Source organism: Nocardioides sp. P4_G4, assembly GCF_056401085.1.
Map to the genome: position 1 here is coordinate 1 of NZ_JBFUKA010000100.1, position 13,666 is coordinate 13,666.

The 13,666-nt window shown below is 72.1% G+C and carries 13 protein-coding genes and 2 tRNA genes; 7 read left to right on the forward strand and 8 right to left on the reverse strand.

From position 1 onward, the window contains the following. Positions 1–372 precede the first annotated feature (372 nt). Positions 373–1,638: a tyrosine--tRNA ligase gene (tyrS, locus tag AC1DQF_RS18770; RefSeq protein WP_477526749.1), complete on the reverse strand. Its 1,266-nt coding sequence runs from the start codon at positions 1,636–1,638 to the stop codon at positions 373–375. A 91-nt stretch (positions 1,639–1,729) separates the two neighbouring features. Here tyrS and AC1DQF_RS18775 point away from each other — a divergent pair, with 91 nt between their 5' ends. Together AC1DQF_RS18775 and AC1DQF_RS18780 are read left to right on the forward strand one after the other, a co-directional pair. Further along, positions 1,730–3,196, forward strand: coding sequence for a serine/threonine-protein kinase (locus tag AC1DQF_RS18775; RefSeq protein WP_477526750.1), 1,467 nt, complete (start codon positions 1,730–1,732; stop codon positions 3,194–3,196). Between the two features lie 32 nt (positions 3,197–3,228). Beyond that, positions 3,229–5,643 carry a response regulator gene (locus AC1DQF_RS18780; RefSeq protein ID WP_477526751.1) on the forward strand — a complete coding sequence of 805 codons (2,415 nt, stop codon included), beginning with the start codon at positions 3,229–3,231 and terminating at the stop codon, positions 5,641–5,643. On the opposite strand, the gene AC1DQF_RS18785 is transcribed toward AC1DQF_RS18780, so the two are convergent. Continuing rightward, a tRNA-Ile gene (locus AC1DQF_RS18785) sits at positions 5,641–5,714 on the reverse strand. The two genes, AC1DQF_RS18780 and AC1DQF_RS18785, sit on opposite strands and share 3 nt — an antisense overlap. A 72-nt stretch (positions 5,715–5,786) precedes the next feature. Between AC1DQF_RS18785 and AC1DQF_RS18790 the strand changes: the two genes are divergently transcribed. Next, positions 5,787–6,539 (forward strand): thermonuclease family protein, encoded by a 753-nt coding sequence (locus AC1DQF_RS18790; RefSeq protein WP_477526752.1) that lies wholly within the window; start codon positions 5,787–5,789, stop codon positions 6,537–6,539. Between the two features lie 7 nt (positions 6,540–6,546). Here AC1DQF_RS18790 and AC1DQF_RS18795 read toward each other — a convergent pair whose 3' ends face one another. Then, the gene (locus AC1DQF_RS18795) at positions 6,547–7,737 is read right to left on the reverse strand and encodes a sulfite oxidase (RefSeq protein WP_477526753.1); all 1,191 of its coding nucleotides are present in this window, start codon (positions 7,735–7,737) and stop codon (positions 6,547–6,549) included. A 49-nt stretch (positions 7,738–7,786) separates the two neighbouring features. Continuing rightward, positions 7,787–8,752, reverse strand: a complete 966-nt coding sequence (locus AC1DQF_RS18800; protein WP_477526754.1) for a GNAT family N-acetyltransferase — start codon at positions 8,750–8,752, stop codon at positions 7,787–7,789. 61 nt (positions 8,753–8,813) lie between these two features. Between AC1DQF_RS18800 and AC1DQF_RS18805 the strand changes: the two genes are divergently transcribed. Both AC1DQF_RS18805 and AC1DQF_RS18810 read left to right on the forward strand, forming a co-directional pair. Next, positions 8,814–9,548, forward strand: coding sequence for a PIG-L deacetylase family protein (locus AC1DQF_RS18805; protein ID WP_477526755.1), 735 nt, complete (start codon positions 8,814–8,816; stop codon positions 9,546–9,548). 107 nt (positions 9,549–9,655) lie between these two features. Continuing rightward, positions 9,656–10,294 carry a YdcF family protein gene (locus AC1DQF_RS18810; RefSeq protein ID WP_477526761.1) on the forward strand — a complete coding sequence of 213 codons (639 nt, stop codon included), beginning with the start codon at positions 9,656–9,658 and terminating at the stop codon, positions 10,292–10,294. A 5-nt stretch (positions 10,295–10,299) separates the two neighbouring features. On the opposite strand, the gene AC1DQF_RS18815 is transcribed toward AC1DQF_RS18810, so the two are convergent. After that, positions 10,300–10,491 (reverse strand): hypothetical protein, encoded by a 192-nt coding sequence (locus tag AC1DQF_RS18815; protein ID WP_477526756.1) that lies wholly within the window; start codon positions 10,489–10,491, stop codon positions 10,300–10,302. 138 nt (positions 10,492–10,629) lie between these two features. Between AC1DQF_RS18815 and AC1DQF_RS18820 the strand changes: the two genes are divergently transcribed. Further along, positions 10,630–11,025 (forward strand): phage holin family protein, encoded by a 396-nt coding sequence (locus tag AC1DQF_RS18820; RefSeq protein ID WP_477526757.1) that lies wholly within the window; start codon positions 10,630–10,632, stop codon positions 11,023–11,025. Beyond that, positions 11,012–11,515 (forward strand): LURP-one-related/scramblase family protein, encoded by a 504-nt coding sequence (locus AC1DQF_RS18825; RefSeq protein ID WP_477526758.1) that lies wholly within the window; start codon positions 11,012–11,014, stop codon positions 11,513–11,515. The genes AC1DQF_RS18820 and AC1DQF_RS18825 overlap by 14 nt, the downstream gene beginning before the upstream one ends. Positions 11,516–11,583: 68 nt before the next feature. Here AC1DQF_RS18825 and AC1DQF_RS18830 read toward each other — a convergent pair. The 3 genes from AC1DQF_RS18830 to AC1DQF_RS18840 all read right to left on the reverse strand — a co-directional run. Further along, positions 11,584–11,659, reverse strand: a tRNA-Asn gene (locus tag AC1DQF_RS18830). A gap of 49 nt (positions 11,660–11,708) precedes the next feature. After that, a complete protein-coding gene (locus tag AC1DQF_RS18835) occupies positions 11,709–12,221 on the reverse strand; it encodes a hypothetical protein (RefSeq protein WP_477526759.1) in 513 nt (170 codons plus the stop codon). Next, positions 12,218–13,666 (reverse strand): DNA primase (locus tag AC1DQF_RS18840; protein WP_477526760.1); only part of this gene is annotated, 1,449 nt, incomplete at its 5' end. The genes AC1DQF_RS18840 and AC1DQF_RS18835, both read right to left, overlap by 4 nt.

Sequence of the window (13,666 nt, forward strand, 5' to 3'; positions counted from 1 at the left end):
ACGCATTACCGTGCTGCAACCTTGTGGGCTACGAGCTGCGGTGGCTTGTCCAACTTTAGGCGGTGTTTTTCCTGCGACGCAAATCGCTGGCTTTTCCCGCCCTCCGCAGCGTTACGATCTGGTTTGCTCTGCACTCAGTGCTGAGCCGCCTCGATCGAGGTGGTGCGGTCGGTCTGCCCGGGGCCGGAAGCCCGGCCTTCTGGCCTTGCTTCCCGCCGCTCCCTGGCGACAGACAGAACATTAGACCGGACTCCCGAGTCGTGCAAATCGAAACGGTGTGACGGGGGGCACAATCACGTTTGTGCAGGTCAGAGGCCCTTTTAGGTCTGGACCCGTGCGTGTTGCGCCCTCCAGGACCACGTCAGGACGCGCTCAGAGCACCTCGACGCCCGCGAAGTTCTTCTTGCCGCGGCGCAGCACCAGCCAGGAACCACCGAGCAGGTCGGCCTCCCCCGGCACGTGCTCGGGATCCTCGACGCGCTCGTTGTTGAGGTAGGCGCCGCCCTCGGAGACCGTCCGGCGCGCCTCGCCCTTGCTCTTGGCGAGGCCGGTCTGGACGAAGAGGTCCACGAGGGAGGGGATCGCCGTGCGGGGGACGGACGCACTCCCGGCCTCGCGGACGGCGGCGGCCAGCGTCGTCGTACTGATGGCGTGCAGGTCGCCCCCACCGAACAGCGCCGCTGCGGCGGCCTTGGCCTGCTCGGTCTCCTCCGCTCCGTGCACCAAGGTGGTCACCTCGTCGGCGAGGCGGCGCTGGGCCGCCCGCTTCCACGGCTCGTCGGCGGTCTGCTTCTCGAGCGCCTCGATCTCTTCGCGCGACAAGAACGTGAAGATGCGCAGCATCTCCGCGGCCTTCTCGTCCTCCACGTTGAGCCAGAACTGGTGGAAGGCGTAGGGCGACATCATCTCCGGGTCGAGCCACAGGGCGCCGCCCTCGGTCTTGCCGTACTTGGTCCCGTCGGCCTTGGTCACGAGAGGCGTCGCGAACGCATGCGCCTGGTTGCCGGTCGCCCGGCGGATGAGCTCGGCGCCGCCGGTGATGTTGCCCCACTGGTCGGACCCGCCGAACTGGAGCGTCACGCCGTGGTCGCGGTTGAGCGCCATGAAGTCCATGGACTGCAGCAGCACGTAGGAGAACTCGGTGTAGCTGATCCCCGAGTCGAGGCGCCGCTTGACGGTGTCGCGGGCCAGCATCCGGTTGACCGGGAAGTGCTTGCCGATGTCGCGCAGGAAGTCGATGACCGACAGCGACGCCGTCCAGTCGTAGTTGTTGACGACGGTGGCGGCGTTGTCGCCCTCGAAGGAGACGAACCCGGAGACCTGGGTGCGCACCCGCTCGGTCCAGTCCTTGACGGTGTCGAGGCTGTTGAGCGTGCGCTCGCCGGAGTCCTTGGGGTCGCCGATCATGCCGGTGGCCCCGCCCACGAGGACGTACGGCGTGTGGCCGGCGTCCTGGAGGCGGCGCGCCGTGACCAGCTGGACGAGGTTGCCCATGTGCAGGCTCGGCGCGGTCGGGTCGAAGCCGACGTAGAACCGCACGCTCCCCCCACCCAGCGCCGTGCGGAGCGCGTCGATGTCGGTCGAGTGGGCGACGAGTCCTCGCCAGGCCAGCTCGTCGAGGACGTTCGGGGTCGACACGGGGGTGGTCCTTCCGGTGGGGGTTCTCCCCCAGCCTGCCAGACGAGGGCCACGMCTAGCATGTGTGATCTCCCCAGACGGAAGGCGTGACGTGATCGCAGGCAGGTACACCCTCGAGCGTGAGGTCGGTCGTGGCGGCACGGGTGCCGTGCACCTCGGCCGTGACGAGGTCCTCGGCCGACAGGTGGCGCTGAAGAGGATCGGCATGGTCCCCGGCGCGGACGCACCCGACCTGGCGCGCGCCGAGCGCGAGGCCAGGCTGGCGGCGGCCCTCAACCACCCGCACGTCGTGGCCGTCKACGACCTCGTCGTCGAGGACGACCACCTGTGGCTGGTGATGGAGTACGTCGAGGGCGAGACGCTCGCGCAGCGCATCCGACGCCGGGAGCGCCTCGGCACCGAGGAGGCCGCGGCGCTGATGTGGCAGGCGGCCGACGCCCTCGCCGAGGCGCACGCCCATGACATCGTCCACCGGGACGTGAAGCCCTCCAACATCCTGCTGACCGCGTCCGACCAGGCCAAGATCACCGACTTCGGCATCGCCCGCGCGCTGGCCGACGCCAGCCTCACCCAGACCGGCCTGGTGACCGGCTCCCCCGCCTACCTGGCCCCCGAGGTGGCCTCCGGGTCGACCGCCACCGCGGCCAGTGACGTCTGGTCGCTGGGCGCGACCCTCTTCCACGTGCTCGCGGGGCACGCGCCGTACGACGTGGGCGAGAACCTGATCGGCGGCCTGTACAAGATCGTCCACGAGGACCCGCCGCGGCTCCCGGACGCGGGCCCGATGGCCGAGGTGCTCGAGCACACGATGGTGCGCGACCCCGAGCAGCGCTGGACCATGGCGGAGGTCCGCGACCACCTCGACGCCCTGCGCCGCGGTGAGACCCCTACCCAGGTGGTGCCGTCGGTCGCCACCACGACCACCCACACCCCGGTACAGCCGGTGCCTGCCGTTCCGGCCGCCGCGGCCGCCCCGGCCGCCCCGGCCGCCAGGTCCGAGCGCACCGGGACGATCGCCCCCACCCCCACGCGGGCCCGGCGTCGGCGGCGCTCGGTGCTGCCGTGGCTCGTCGCCGCGGCCGCCGCCCTGCTCGTCGCGATCCTCGTGGTCGCGTCCCTCCAGGACGACCCCGGCCAGCCTGCGGCTGACCCCGGCACAGGCACCGACTCGTCGAGCCCGTCGAGTCCGTCGAGTCCCTCCCCGACCAGCGAGTCACCGACGAAGGAATCCACCGAGGAGGCCACCAAGCCCCCGACCCGCCGGGAGATGACTCAGTTCATCGAGGGCTACCTCTCCACGGTGACCTCGGACCCGGAGGCGACCTTCGCGATGCTGACCCCGGAGTTCCAGAAGGCCAGCAACGGGTTCGAGGGCTACTCCGGCTTCTGGAGCACCGTCGAGTCGGCGACACCCAGTCGGATCACGGCGGACCCCGAGTCGCTGACCGTCACCTACACCGTCGACTACGTCATGAAGGACGGCGGGGAGAACTCCGACGACGTGTCCCTGCAGCTCGTGCGGCAGGACGACACCTACCTGATCGCAGGGGAAGCCTGACCTGTCGACGGTCCTCTCCCTACAGTGGCCACGTGGCCGACGTCGGGAACGGGATCAACGATGCGCTGTACCGCAGCATCGTCGAGGAGTCTCCGGACGGCATCTGGGTCTTCGACCTCGACGGCCGCACCATCTACGCCAACGACGCCATCGCGGAGCTGTACGGCGTGCAACCCTGCGACGTCGGCTCGCTGACGGTCTTCGACACCCTGGACGAGCCGGGTCGGGTGCAGTTCCACTCGCACCTCGCCGCGCTGCGGGAGGGCCGCTTCAACCCGCACGACGTCGAGTGCCAGTGGGTGCGGCGCGACGGCAGCACCCTGTGGGTGCTGGTGCGGGAGAGCGCCGTACGGGCGGCGGACGGCACGCTGACCGGCGTCCTGCACCGGGTCAGCGACTACTCGCACCGACGGGCGACGCTGACCGCGTTGACACAGGCGCGCGCCGAGCTGGCCGACAAGGTGTCGCAGTACGACCTCCTGCAGGGCGTCGCCAGCGCCGCCAACGACGCCCACAGCCTCGTGCAGGTCCTCGGCCGCGGCCGCGATCTGCTGCTGCTGATGCCGGACTGGGAACGCGCCGTCGCGTTCCTCGTGGAGGGCAACCGCCTCCACCGGCTGCACCCCGTGCTCGACGAGCGCGACTCCGAGATGGCCGACGACCGGGCACACCCCGAGCGCGCCGCCCGGGAGCTGGAGCTGGCCACCCGCGCGGCTCGTTCCGGCACGAAGGAGTGGGACGACCGGCGGGTCTCCGTCGCCTTCCCGATCATGCACCTCGGCCGGGTGCACGCGGTCGGCGTCATGACCGCCACTCCTCCCCTGGAGCGCTTCGAGCTCATCGAGCGCATGCTCGACCACGTCGTCCAGCAGCTCGAGCACGTGCTGGCTCGCGAGCTCGCCGAGCTGTCGCTGGCCGAGGCGCGCGACGCGGCGATGATGGCCTCGCAGCAGAAGTCCGACTTCCTCGCCACCGTCAGCCACGAGATCCGCACGCCGCTCAACGGGGTCCTGGGCCTGAACGACCTCCTGCTGCGGACCGGGCTCGACGCCGAGCAGCGGCGGCTGGCCGACGGCATCCGCACGTCCGGACAGCTGCTGCTGTCGCTGATCAACGACATCCTCGACTTCAGCAAGATCGAGGCCGGCCGGGTCGTCCTCGAGCAGATCGACTTCGACGTGCGGGACGTCCTCGAGCAGGTGGCCGCCCCCATCGCGGGAGTCGCCGCCGCCAAGGGCCTCCAGCTCGAGCTGACGTACGACGCCAGCGTCCCGGCCGTGCTCTGCGGCGACCCGACCAAGGTCAGCCAGGTCTTCGCCAACCTGCGCACGAACGCCGTGAAGTTCACCGCGGCCGGCAGCGTCCACGCGTCGGTGCGCGCCCACCGGCTGGGCGACCGGTGGCGGCTCACCGTTCGCGTGGACGACACCGGCGTCGGCATCGACTCCTCGACGACCGACGTCTTCGCACCCTTCCAGCAGGCCGACTCGTCCACCACCCGGATGTTCGGCGGCACCGGTCTCGGTCTCGCGATCTCACGCGAGCTGGCCCAGGCGATGGGCGGCGACGTCGGTTACACGAGCAGCGCCGGTCGGGGCAGCAGCTTCTGGTTCACCGGTGTCTTCCGGCCGGCCACGGGCGCCGAGCCCGTCACGCTCGCGGAGTCGGTCCGTCCCGACCCGCCCGTGCCGGTGGCCCCGCTGCGGGTGCTGGTGGTGGAGGACAACCGGGTGAACCAGCTCGTCGCCACCGGGATGCTGACCGCGCTCGGACACACCGCCGACACCGCCGAGGACGGCGTCGCCGCCCTGGCCGTCCTGGAGCGGGCGTCGTACGACCTGGTCCTGATGGACGTGCAGATGCCGCGCATGGACGGGTACGAGGCCACCCGCCAGATCCGTGTGCGGGAGGGCCACGGTGAGCGGACCCTCGTCATCGCGATGACCGCCAACGCGGTCGCCGGTGAGCGCGAGCGCTGCTTGGAGGCGGGCATGGACGACTTCCTCACCAAGCCGGTCGACCTCGAGCACCTCACCCGCACCCTGGCCCGCTGGTTCGCCGGCGAGGGGGCGCTCGACCTGACCCGCCTCGACCTCCTGCGCGACATGGACCCCACCGACACGTCGTACCTCGAGCGGGTGACGGGGCGCTTCGAGGAGAGCAGCGTCAGGGCGGCCGACGACCTGCGCCAGGCCGTCGAGACGGGTGACCCGGACGCGTTGCGAGCCCACGCCCACAAGCTCGCCGGCGGTGCCGCCAACCTCGGTGCCGTCGAGGTGGCGAGCCTGGCCCGGGAGCTCGAGGCCCTCGGCGATGCCGGGACGACGTCCGGTGCCGCTCCGGTCCTGGTCCGGCTCGTCGCAGCCCTCCAGCGGGCCCGGACCGGTGTCCGGGGCTACCGCGAGCGATGGCTGGGCCCCGCGTCGTCGGACGCGGATCCTGCGTAGGGCGGGTGGGGCTCGAACCCACGACCCAAGGATTATGAGTCCTCTGCTCTGACCGACTGAGCTACCGCCCCGGGGCGGGGTGAGCCTACGCACCTGGCCGGTTCGCCGGACGCAGCGGGCGTCCGCGGGTGAGCATGTCGTCCATGCGCCGTCCCGTCACCGCTCTCGCCCTGCTGCTGTCCACCGTTGCCGTGCTGGTCGCCGGCACGCTGGTCGGGAGCGTCGCACCCGCCCAGGCCTTCGTCGACATGGACTGCAGCGACTTCGCCACCCAGGCGGAGGCGCAGGCGTTCTTCCTGGCCGCCGGGCCGGGTGACCCGCACCGCCTCGACGCCGAGGGCGACGGGCTCGCGTGCGAGTCGAACCCGTGCCCGTGCACCGGGACGGCGCCCGTGCCGCTCGTCGGGCAGACCACGACCACCCCGACCCCCACTCCGGCGCCGGTGTCCGACCCGGACGGGTCCGGGTCGAGCGGTCCGGTCCAGCGGCACGTCGGCCAGGTCGTGAAGGTGACGGACGGGGACACCCTGAAGGTCCGCGTCGACGGGGTCGGGATCCGCGACGTGCGGATCCTGGGCATCGACACCCCCGAGGTCTACTTCCAGCGCGAGTGCGGCGGTCGGGACGCCTCGGCGCGGATGGCGGTCCTCGCGCCGGTCGGCTCCCGGGTGGTGCTGACCTCCGACTCCAGCCAGGCCGACCGCGACCGATACGGGCGGTGGCTGCGGTACGTCGCGCGGCGCGGGAACGACGTCGGGAAGGCGCAGCTGCGCGCCGGCCTCGCGACGACGTACGTCTATCGGGACGACCCCTTCGTCCGCACCCGCGCCTACCGCCGCGTGGAGGCCCGCGCCCGGCGCAGCGGTCGTGGCCTGTGGTCGCGCTGCTGGTCCTGACCTGTGGTCAGGCCACCCGGACGGGGTGGCGCACGACGGCGTCGAAGAAGTAGCCGTTGTCGTTGTACGCCGCGACGAGCGGCTGCGTGCGACCCGCGGCGTCCGTGGCGCGAGCGAGCAGCTCGTGGCTGCCCGGTCGAGGACGTGCCCACTGGATCGACCAGCGGGTCCAGCCCTGCTCCTGCCTCCCGGCGCGGTCCAGCACGGCCGGGCGCCAGGAGCTGCCGCCGTCGAGGCTGACGTCCACCCGGGTGATCGGAGCGGCACCGCTCCACGAGCGGCCGGTGAGGCGCACCGGTCGCTGGGCGGGCACGGTCGCGTCCCAGGCGAGCTCCCAGGCCGAGCGCACCGGGTTGACGGTGAGCGGCGGAGAGTCGAGGGGGAAGTCGCCGCCGGTCATCCGGTACCACTTCGTGTTCCACGGCGAGGTGAGCTCGGCGGTGGAGACCTCGAGCGAGCCGAGCCACTTGATGCTCGCGATCCCGACCCATCCGGGCAGCACGAGGCGCAGCGGGAAGCCGTGGTCCGGGAGCAGGGGGTCGCCGTCGACGCCCCACGCGAGGAGGGCGTCGTCGAGCGCCTTGGCGACCGGGAACGGTCGGCGTACCCGGCCGTAGTCCACTCCCCCGGTGACGTGGGGGTCATCGAGGCCGGTGGCCTGGATGGAGACCGCCCGCGGGTCCAGTCCCAGGGACGCCAGGACGTCGCGGAGCCACACGCCGTCCCAGCGCACGGTGCCGACCGAGCCGAGCGACCACTGCGTGCCCGAGGCCGGCCGCCCCTGCTGGGTGGCGAAGAAGCGACGACCGTTGCCGGTGCACTCGTGCACGGCGACGAGGTGGGCCTGTGGCAGCGCCTTCAGGTCGGCCAGCGACAGCGACACGGCGTCGCCCTCCGCGCGGGGCGTCACGAGGCCGTCACCGAAGATCCGCAGCCGGTAGGACGCGGCGTCGACGGTCGGCGTCGCCGTGTGGTTGCGCACGAACAGGCGCTCCTGGGTGGTGCGGTAGCGGCGCGGGTCGACCGAGTCCCAGCGCATCTCGGCGTTGGTGCCGAAGGGGACGAACCACTCCGGCGGGATCGGCTTGAGGATCGGTCCGGTGGCGGCGACGGCCAGCGACGGGCGGGCCGCGGCGACCACGCCGGCGGCTGCTGTGAGGGTGAGGAAGCCGCGACGGCTCAGGGAGGCACTCGTCATGCCTCGGACCTTAGACCATCAAGTCAATAGTTTGACTCGACAATGCCTGTCAGTCCTTGACCTGCATCTCGTGCATCCGCTCCACCGGGCGGTAGCCGAAGTCGGTGTTGGTGCGGTACATCGGCAGGTTGTCGGGGTCGGTCCAGGTGTGGATGGCGATCCGCTCGGGGTGCTCGGCCTGGACGACGGCCAGGGTCGCCGCCTTCAGCGCGGCACCGAGGTGACGGCCGCGGTGGGCGGGCATCACCAGGGTGTCGTCCTGGAGGGCCCGGTCGGTGCCGAGCGCCAGGTAGGTGAGCGAGTAGCCGCATAACACCCCGTCCTCACGCCGGCGCGCGGCCGCGACCACCGAGGCGTAGGAGCGCGCCGTGCGCTCCTCCCCCACGCGCAGGCGGTCCACGGTCATGTCGACGGGTTCGTGGTCCAGGTCGCCGACCGGGACGTCGTGGTTCATCCGGGTCCGCATCGCGCAGTAGGCCTCGACGTACTCCTCGGGGCAGCGGTCGCGCCACGTGACGATGTCGTAGCCGACCGGATCGACCGCGGGCGGGGTCGCCGGCAGAGGGAGCAGCAGGTGGTCCTCGACGTGCATGCTCCGGTAGCCCAGCGCGGTCGCGAACGCGACGCCCGGCGAGTCGACGCCCGGGACGGCGTACACCTCCCCGCAGGCACTGGTGCGTCCCGCCGCACGCCGCAGCCGGGTGGCCTCGACGTGGAGCGCACGCCCGACGCCGCGGCGACGGTGGCCGGGCAGGACCGAGACCTCGAGGTCCGCGAGGTGCGTGTTGTCCTGGAGCGAGAGCCCCAGGTCGACCGCCCCGACCACGCGCCCGCCCACGACCGCCACCAGCGGCAGGTAGCGGCGGTAGTCGCTGGGGTGGCGCCACGAGCCGAGGAGCGCCTCGTACGTCCGCAGGATCGCGTGCGGCCGGTCGTGGCGCGCGGCCTCCTGCTCGACGACGTGGAACGTCCGCGTCACGGCGTCGTCGTGCACGTCGACCGTCAGGATCTCCACGGGGACATCTGACCCCGTCCGACCGGTCGCCCGCCACCGGTTTGAGTGCGATGCTCGACCCATGAGCGACTTCGAGCCCCTTCCCGAGGACTGGCAACGCGCGCTGTGCATCGTCGCGCACCCCGACGACCTGGAGTTCGGCGCGGCCGCCGCGGTCGCCCGCTGGACCGGGCAGGGCAAGGACGTCGTCTACTGCATGGTCACCAGCGGCGAGGCCGGCATCGACGGCCTGCACCCCGACGAGTGCCGGGCCGTGCGCGAGGCCGAGCAGGTCGAGTCCGCCCGCCTCGTCGGCGTGCCGGTGGTCGAGTTCCTGGGCCTGCAGGACGGGATCGTCGAGTACGGCGTGCCCCTGCGACGCACGCTCGCCGAGGTCATCCGCCGCCACCGTCCGGACATCGTGGTCACCGGCAACTTCCGCGACACGTTCGGAGGGCGGGCGCTCAACCAGGCCGACCACATCGCGGTGGGTCGGGCCGTGCTGGACGCGGCCCGCGACGCCGGCAACCGGTGGATCTTCCCCGAGCAGCTCGAGGGGGACCTCGAGCCGTGGGGCGAGGTCCGCGCGGTGTGGGCCGCCGGCTCACCGGAGGCCCTGCACGCGGTCGACACCACCGGCACCTTCGACGCCGGGGTCGCGTCCCTGGAGGCGCACGGGGCCTACATCGACGGGCTCGGCTGGGAGGACTTCGACCCGAGGGAGTTCCTCGAGGGGATGGCCCGCCAGACCGGCCAAGGCCTCGGGGTGGCCTTCGCGGCGCCGTTCGAGGTCTACCCGCTCGGCTGGGGCGACTGATCAGCTCCACCCACCCGCGCGCGTCCCCCTCGCCCGCGGCGCTCGACGCCCTCGGCGTGGCGTCCTCGTGGCTGGCCAGGCGGGACCCGGTCGTCGCACCGGACGTTGTGGTCCTCTGCGGGAGCGCGGTGCTCCGGTCCCTCGACGTGGCCGCCGCCCTGATCGGCGCACACCCGAAGGCCCGTCTCGTCGTCACCGGCGGCCGCGGCCACTCCACGCCCGCGCTCTTCGCCGCCGTACGGCGATGGGTCCCCGAGGACACCGGCCCGGCGGACGACTGTTCGGAGGCTGCCGTGATCGCGCGGCTGCTGACCGCGCGCCACGGCGTCGACCCGGACCGGATCACGCGGGAGGAGGCCTCGACCCACTGCGGCGAGAACGCGACGCTCACCGCGCCCCTGCTCCCCGACGGCCGGGTGGTGGTGGTCCAGGACCCGACGATGCAGCGGCGGACCCACGAGTCCTTCCGACTCGCTCTTGCGGGCCGCGCGGTGTCGCTCGCGAGCCACGCGCCGTTCGTGCCCGACGTCCGCACCGACGGCGGGTACGACGACGCGGGTCACCGGGCGTGGGACCTGGATCGCTTGGCGGACCTGGTCCGCGSCGAGCTGCGACGCCTGCGCGACGACGCCCACGGGTACGGCCCCCGCGGCACCGGCTGGATCGGGCACGTCGACGTGCCGCCGGAGGTGGAGGCCGCGGCGGCGGTGCTCACCGACGCCTTCCCCGCCTCCTCCCGGGCCTGACCCGATCAGCGCTCGCGCAGCAGCAGGTACGCCGAGCCGAACGCGAGCATGGCACCCGGCAGGACCTCGAACTGCTCGGTCAGGGTGAGGGCGACCAGCGAGACCGCGACCACCCCGGGGAAGACGATCGCGAAGGCCGCATCAGGGGCCGACTCGTCGCCCCCGGCGGACTCCACGACCTCGCTCRACGCCGACATGCCAGTAACTCTACCGACTTAGTCGGCTTTGGTCGAGATGAATCCGCCACAAGCTGCCTCCCGGCACTGGCCATTCGTCCCGGGGCCAGGAGTCTCAGGCCCCTGCCCACGGCCCCTGGGACCTCCTAGGCTGCCGGGATGATCCGGTTCCTGGTGCGCACGGCCATCTTCCTCGTCTCCGCCGCGGTGGGACTCCTCGTCGCGGCTGCACTGATCGACGGCGTCGACGTGACGACGAGCGGGTTCCTCACCGCGGTGATCCTCTTCGCGGTGATCCAGAGCGTCCTCGCGCCCTTCATCGCCAAGGTCACCGCCAGGAACGCCGCGGCGTTCCTCGGGGGCGTGGGGCTGCTGTCGACCTTCGTGTCGCTGTGGCTCACGACGCTGATCGGCGACTCGCTCACCATCGACGGCGGGGTCGGCACGTGGCTCACCGTCACCGTCGTCGTCTGGCTGGCCACCGCCCTCGCGACCCTGCTGCTGCCACTGGTCCTGGTCAAGTCCGGCGTCGAGGCGGCTCGTGCCCGGCAGTGAGGAGGCCGGCTGGACCCGCTACGTGGTCCGGAGCAAGCGCGGCCTCGGTCGTGACTTCGTCGTCCTCGACCGGGACGAGACCCGGGTCTTCCTCGTGGACGGCAAGCTCGGCATACCGGCGAGGGCCGCCATCCAGGACGCCGGGGGCGACACCCTCCTCTCGGTCCGAGGCTCCCTGAGGCCGATCCCGAAACGCGCCTCCTTCGCCGACGCGTCGGGCACGACGGTCGCGGAGCTGAGGGCCAAGGCCTTCTCCCCCGTCAAGACGCGGATGACCCTGACCATGACCGACGGGGTCGAGTGGCAGCTCGAGGGCGAGCTCTTCGAGAAGGACTACACGGTCACGGCGGACGGCAGCCCGATCATCGTGATCAGCCAGAAGTGGGTGACGATCCGCGACTCCTACACCCTCGACGTCGCCGAGGGCATCTCCACAGCGCTGGCCCTCGGCCTGCTGTGGACCGTGGACCACTGGGTGGAGGAGCACTGAGCCCCAGCCCGGGGCTCCATGCAGAAGGGCCCCTGACCTGCGGAGTACGCAGGTCAGGGGCCCTTCGATGGCTCCCCCGGTTGGACTCGAACCAACAACCCTCCGGTTAACAGCCGAATGCTCTGCCAGTTGAGCTACAGGGGACCGCTGAGCAGCGAGAGCACACTAGCAAGGCGGGTGCGGCGTTGAGAAATCAGGTCAGCCCCACGTCGGCGCGGGCCGCGACCAGGGCGTCCGTCGCTGCCGTACGGACGGTCGGGTCGTCCGGCTCGATGCCCTCGTCGTACTCGAAGAACCACTCGATCGACGCGTTGCCGCGAGGGGCCCGACGACCGATGACCCGGACGCCGCGTCGCCCGGCGAGGGCCACGTGGCGCTGGAGCACGACGCTGGCGGTCACGCGTTCGCGGACCAGCTCGAGGAGCCGGCCGGGCTCGACGAGACCCACCTCGTGCTCCACGCGCTGCTCGCCCCATGCTCCGACCAGGGAGACCCGCAGGACGTCGGTCTCGTTGTCCCAGTCGGCCGCCTCGACGCGCTCCCAGGGGATGCGGGTCGCCGCGTCGTCGGACCCCTCGCTCCCGACGTACAGGGCGTCGCGGGTGCCGACGAGGGTCTGTCCCTCCTCGGTGCGGCACCAGGCGAGCGCCCGCTCCCCCGGGGCGACCGCGAGGCCGGAGCCGGACGTGCGGCGCAGCGCCCTCACTGCGCCGCCACCTGCTGGTCGCGCAGGGTGCGGCGGTGCTGCTCGAGGGCGACGAGCTCGCCGAACATCTTGTTGTACTCGGTCTGGTGCTCGACCGGGTTGGTGCGCTGGAGGCGCGACTTCAGGTCGGCGATGCACCGCATCGTGGTGAGCTCCTGCAGGCGGTAGACGTGCGCGGCGACGTACTTCGGGGACGGCGCGGCCGGGGTGAGCACCGGCTCGACGCCGAGCTCGGAGATCGCCGACGACACGTGCGGGTCGGACACCGACGACCGCACCCGCGTGCTCCACCCCTCGTCCTCCGCGCCCGCGGCGGGACCGCCGGCCGCGGCGATCGCCTCCCACACCGCCCGGAAGACGGGGTGGCTGAAGTCGTCGGGGCCGAGTCCGTTGATGACCCGCCCGACCGCGGCCGGGTGCTGGATGACGATCTTGAGGGTCTCGCGCTCGATGTTGAAGCGGGGGTCGCGCAGGCTGGGCAGCTGCTTGCGCTGCGGAGCCGGGGCGGCGTCCTGCTCCGGCGTCGTACGACGGGAGTCCGGGCGGCTGTCGGTGCGTCCGGCGCTGGGAGCGGGCCGGTTGGCGGCGCGGCGCACCTCCGCGCGGGCGTCGTCCACGTCGACGCCGATCATCCCGGCGATCTCGCGAGCGAAGGCGTCGACCTTGGACTTGTCGCGGATGCTCGAGACCAGCCCGGCCGCCTCGCGCAGGGCATCGACCCGACCGTCGGCGCGGTCCAGGTCGTACTTGGTGAGCACGTTGCCCATGACGAAGCGGTAGAGCGGCTTGCGGGTGGCGATGAGCTCGCGCACCGCGGCGTCACCCTTCTGCAGGCGCAGGTCGCAGGGATCCAGGCCATCCTGCTCGACGGCGACGTAGGTCTGGGACACGAAGTTCTGGTCGCCCCCGAAGGCCCGCAGCGCGGCCTTCTGGCCGGCGGCGTCGCCGTCGAAGGTGAAGATGACCTCGCCGCGGAACTCCTCGTGGTCGTGCAGGAAGCGCCGCAGCACCCGGGCGTGGTCGTCGCCGAAGGCGGTGCCGCACGTGGCCACGGCGGTCGGGACGCCGGCGAGGTGGCAGGCCATCACGTCGGTGTAGCCCTCGACCACCACCGCCTGCGACGACTTGGCGATCTCGCGCCGCGCCAGGTCGAGGCCGTACAGGACGGTGTTCTTCTTGTAGATCGGCGAGTCACCGGTGTTGAGGTACTTGGCGTCGATCCGGTCGTCGTCGAAGATCCGGCGGGCCCCGAACCCGATGGTCTCGCCGCTGGCCTCGCGGATCGGCCAGAGGAGACGGCCCCGGAAGGCGTCGTAGTGGGAGCGGCCCTGCTTGACGAGGCCGGCGGTCACCAGCTCCTCGTTGCTGAAGCGACGTCCGCGCAGGTGCCGCAGCAGCGCCTCGCCGTCGCGCGGGGCGAAGCCCACGCCGAAGGTCTCCGCGCT

Bases quoted from the DNA above. Each gene is read 5' to 3' on its own strand.
- AC1DQF_RS18790 (WP_477526752.1), top strand. From the start codon at position 5,787: ATGCGCCGTCCCGTCACCGCTCTCGCCCTGCTGCTGTCCACCGTTGCC.
- AC1DQF_RS18795 (WP_477526753.1), bottom strand. From the start codon at position 7,737: ATGACGAGTGCCTCCCTGAGCCGTCGCGGCTTCCTCACCCTCACAGCA.
- AC1DQF_RS18820 (WP_477526757.1), top strand. From the start codon at position 10,630: ATGATCCGGTTCCTGGTGCGCACGGCCATCTTCCTCGTCTCCGCCGCG.
- AC1DQF_RS18805 (WP_477526755.1), top strand. From the start codon at position 8,814: ATGAGCGACTTCGAGCCCCTTCCCGAGGACTGGCAACGCGCGCTGTGC.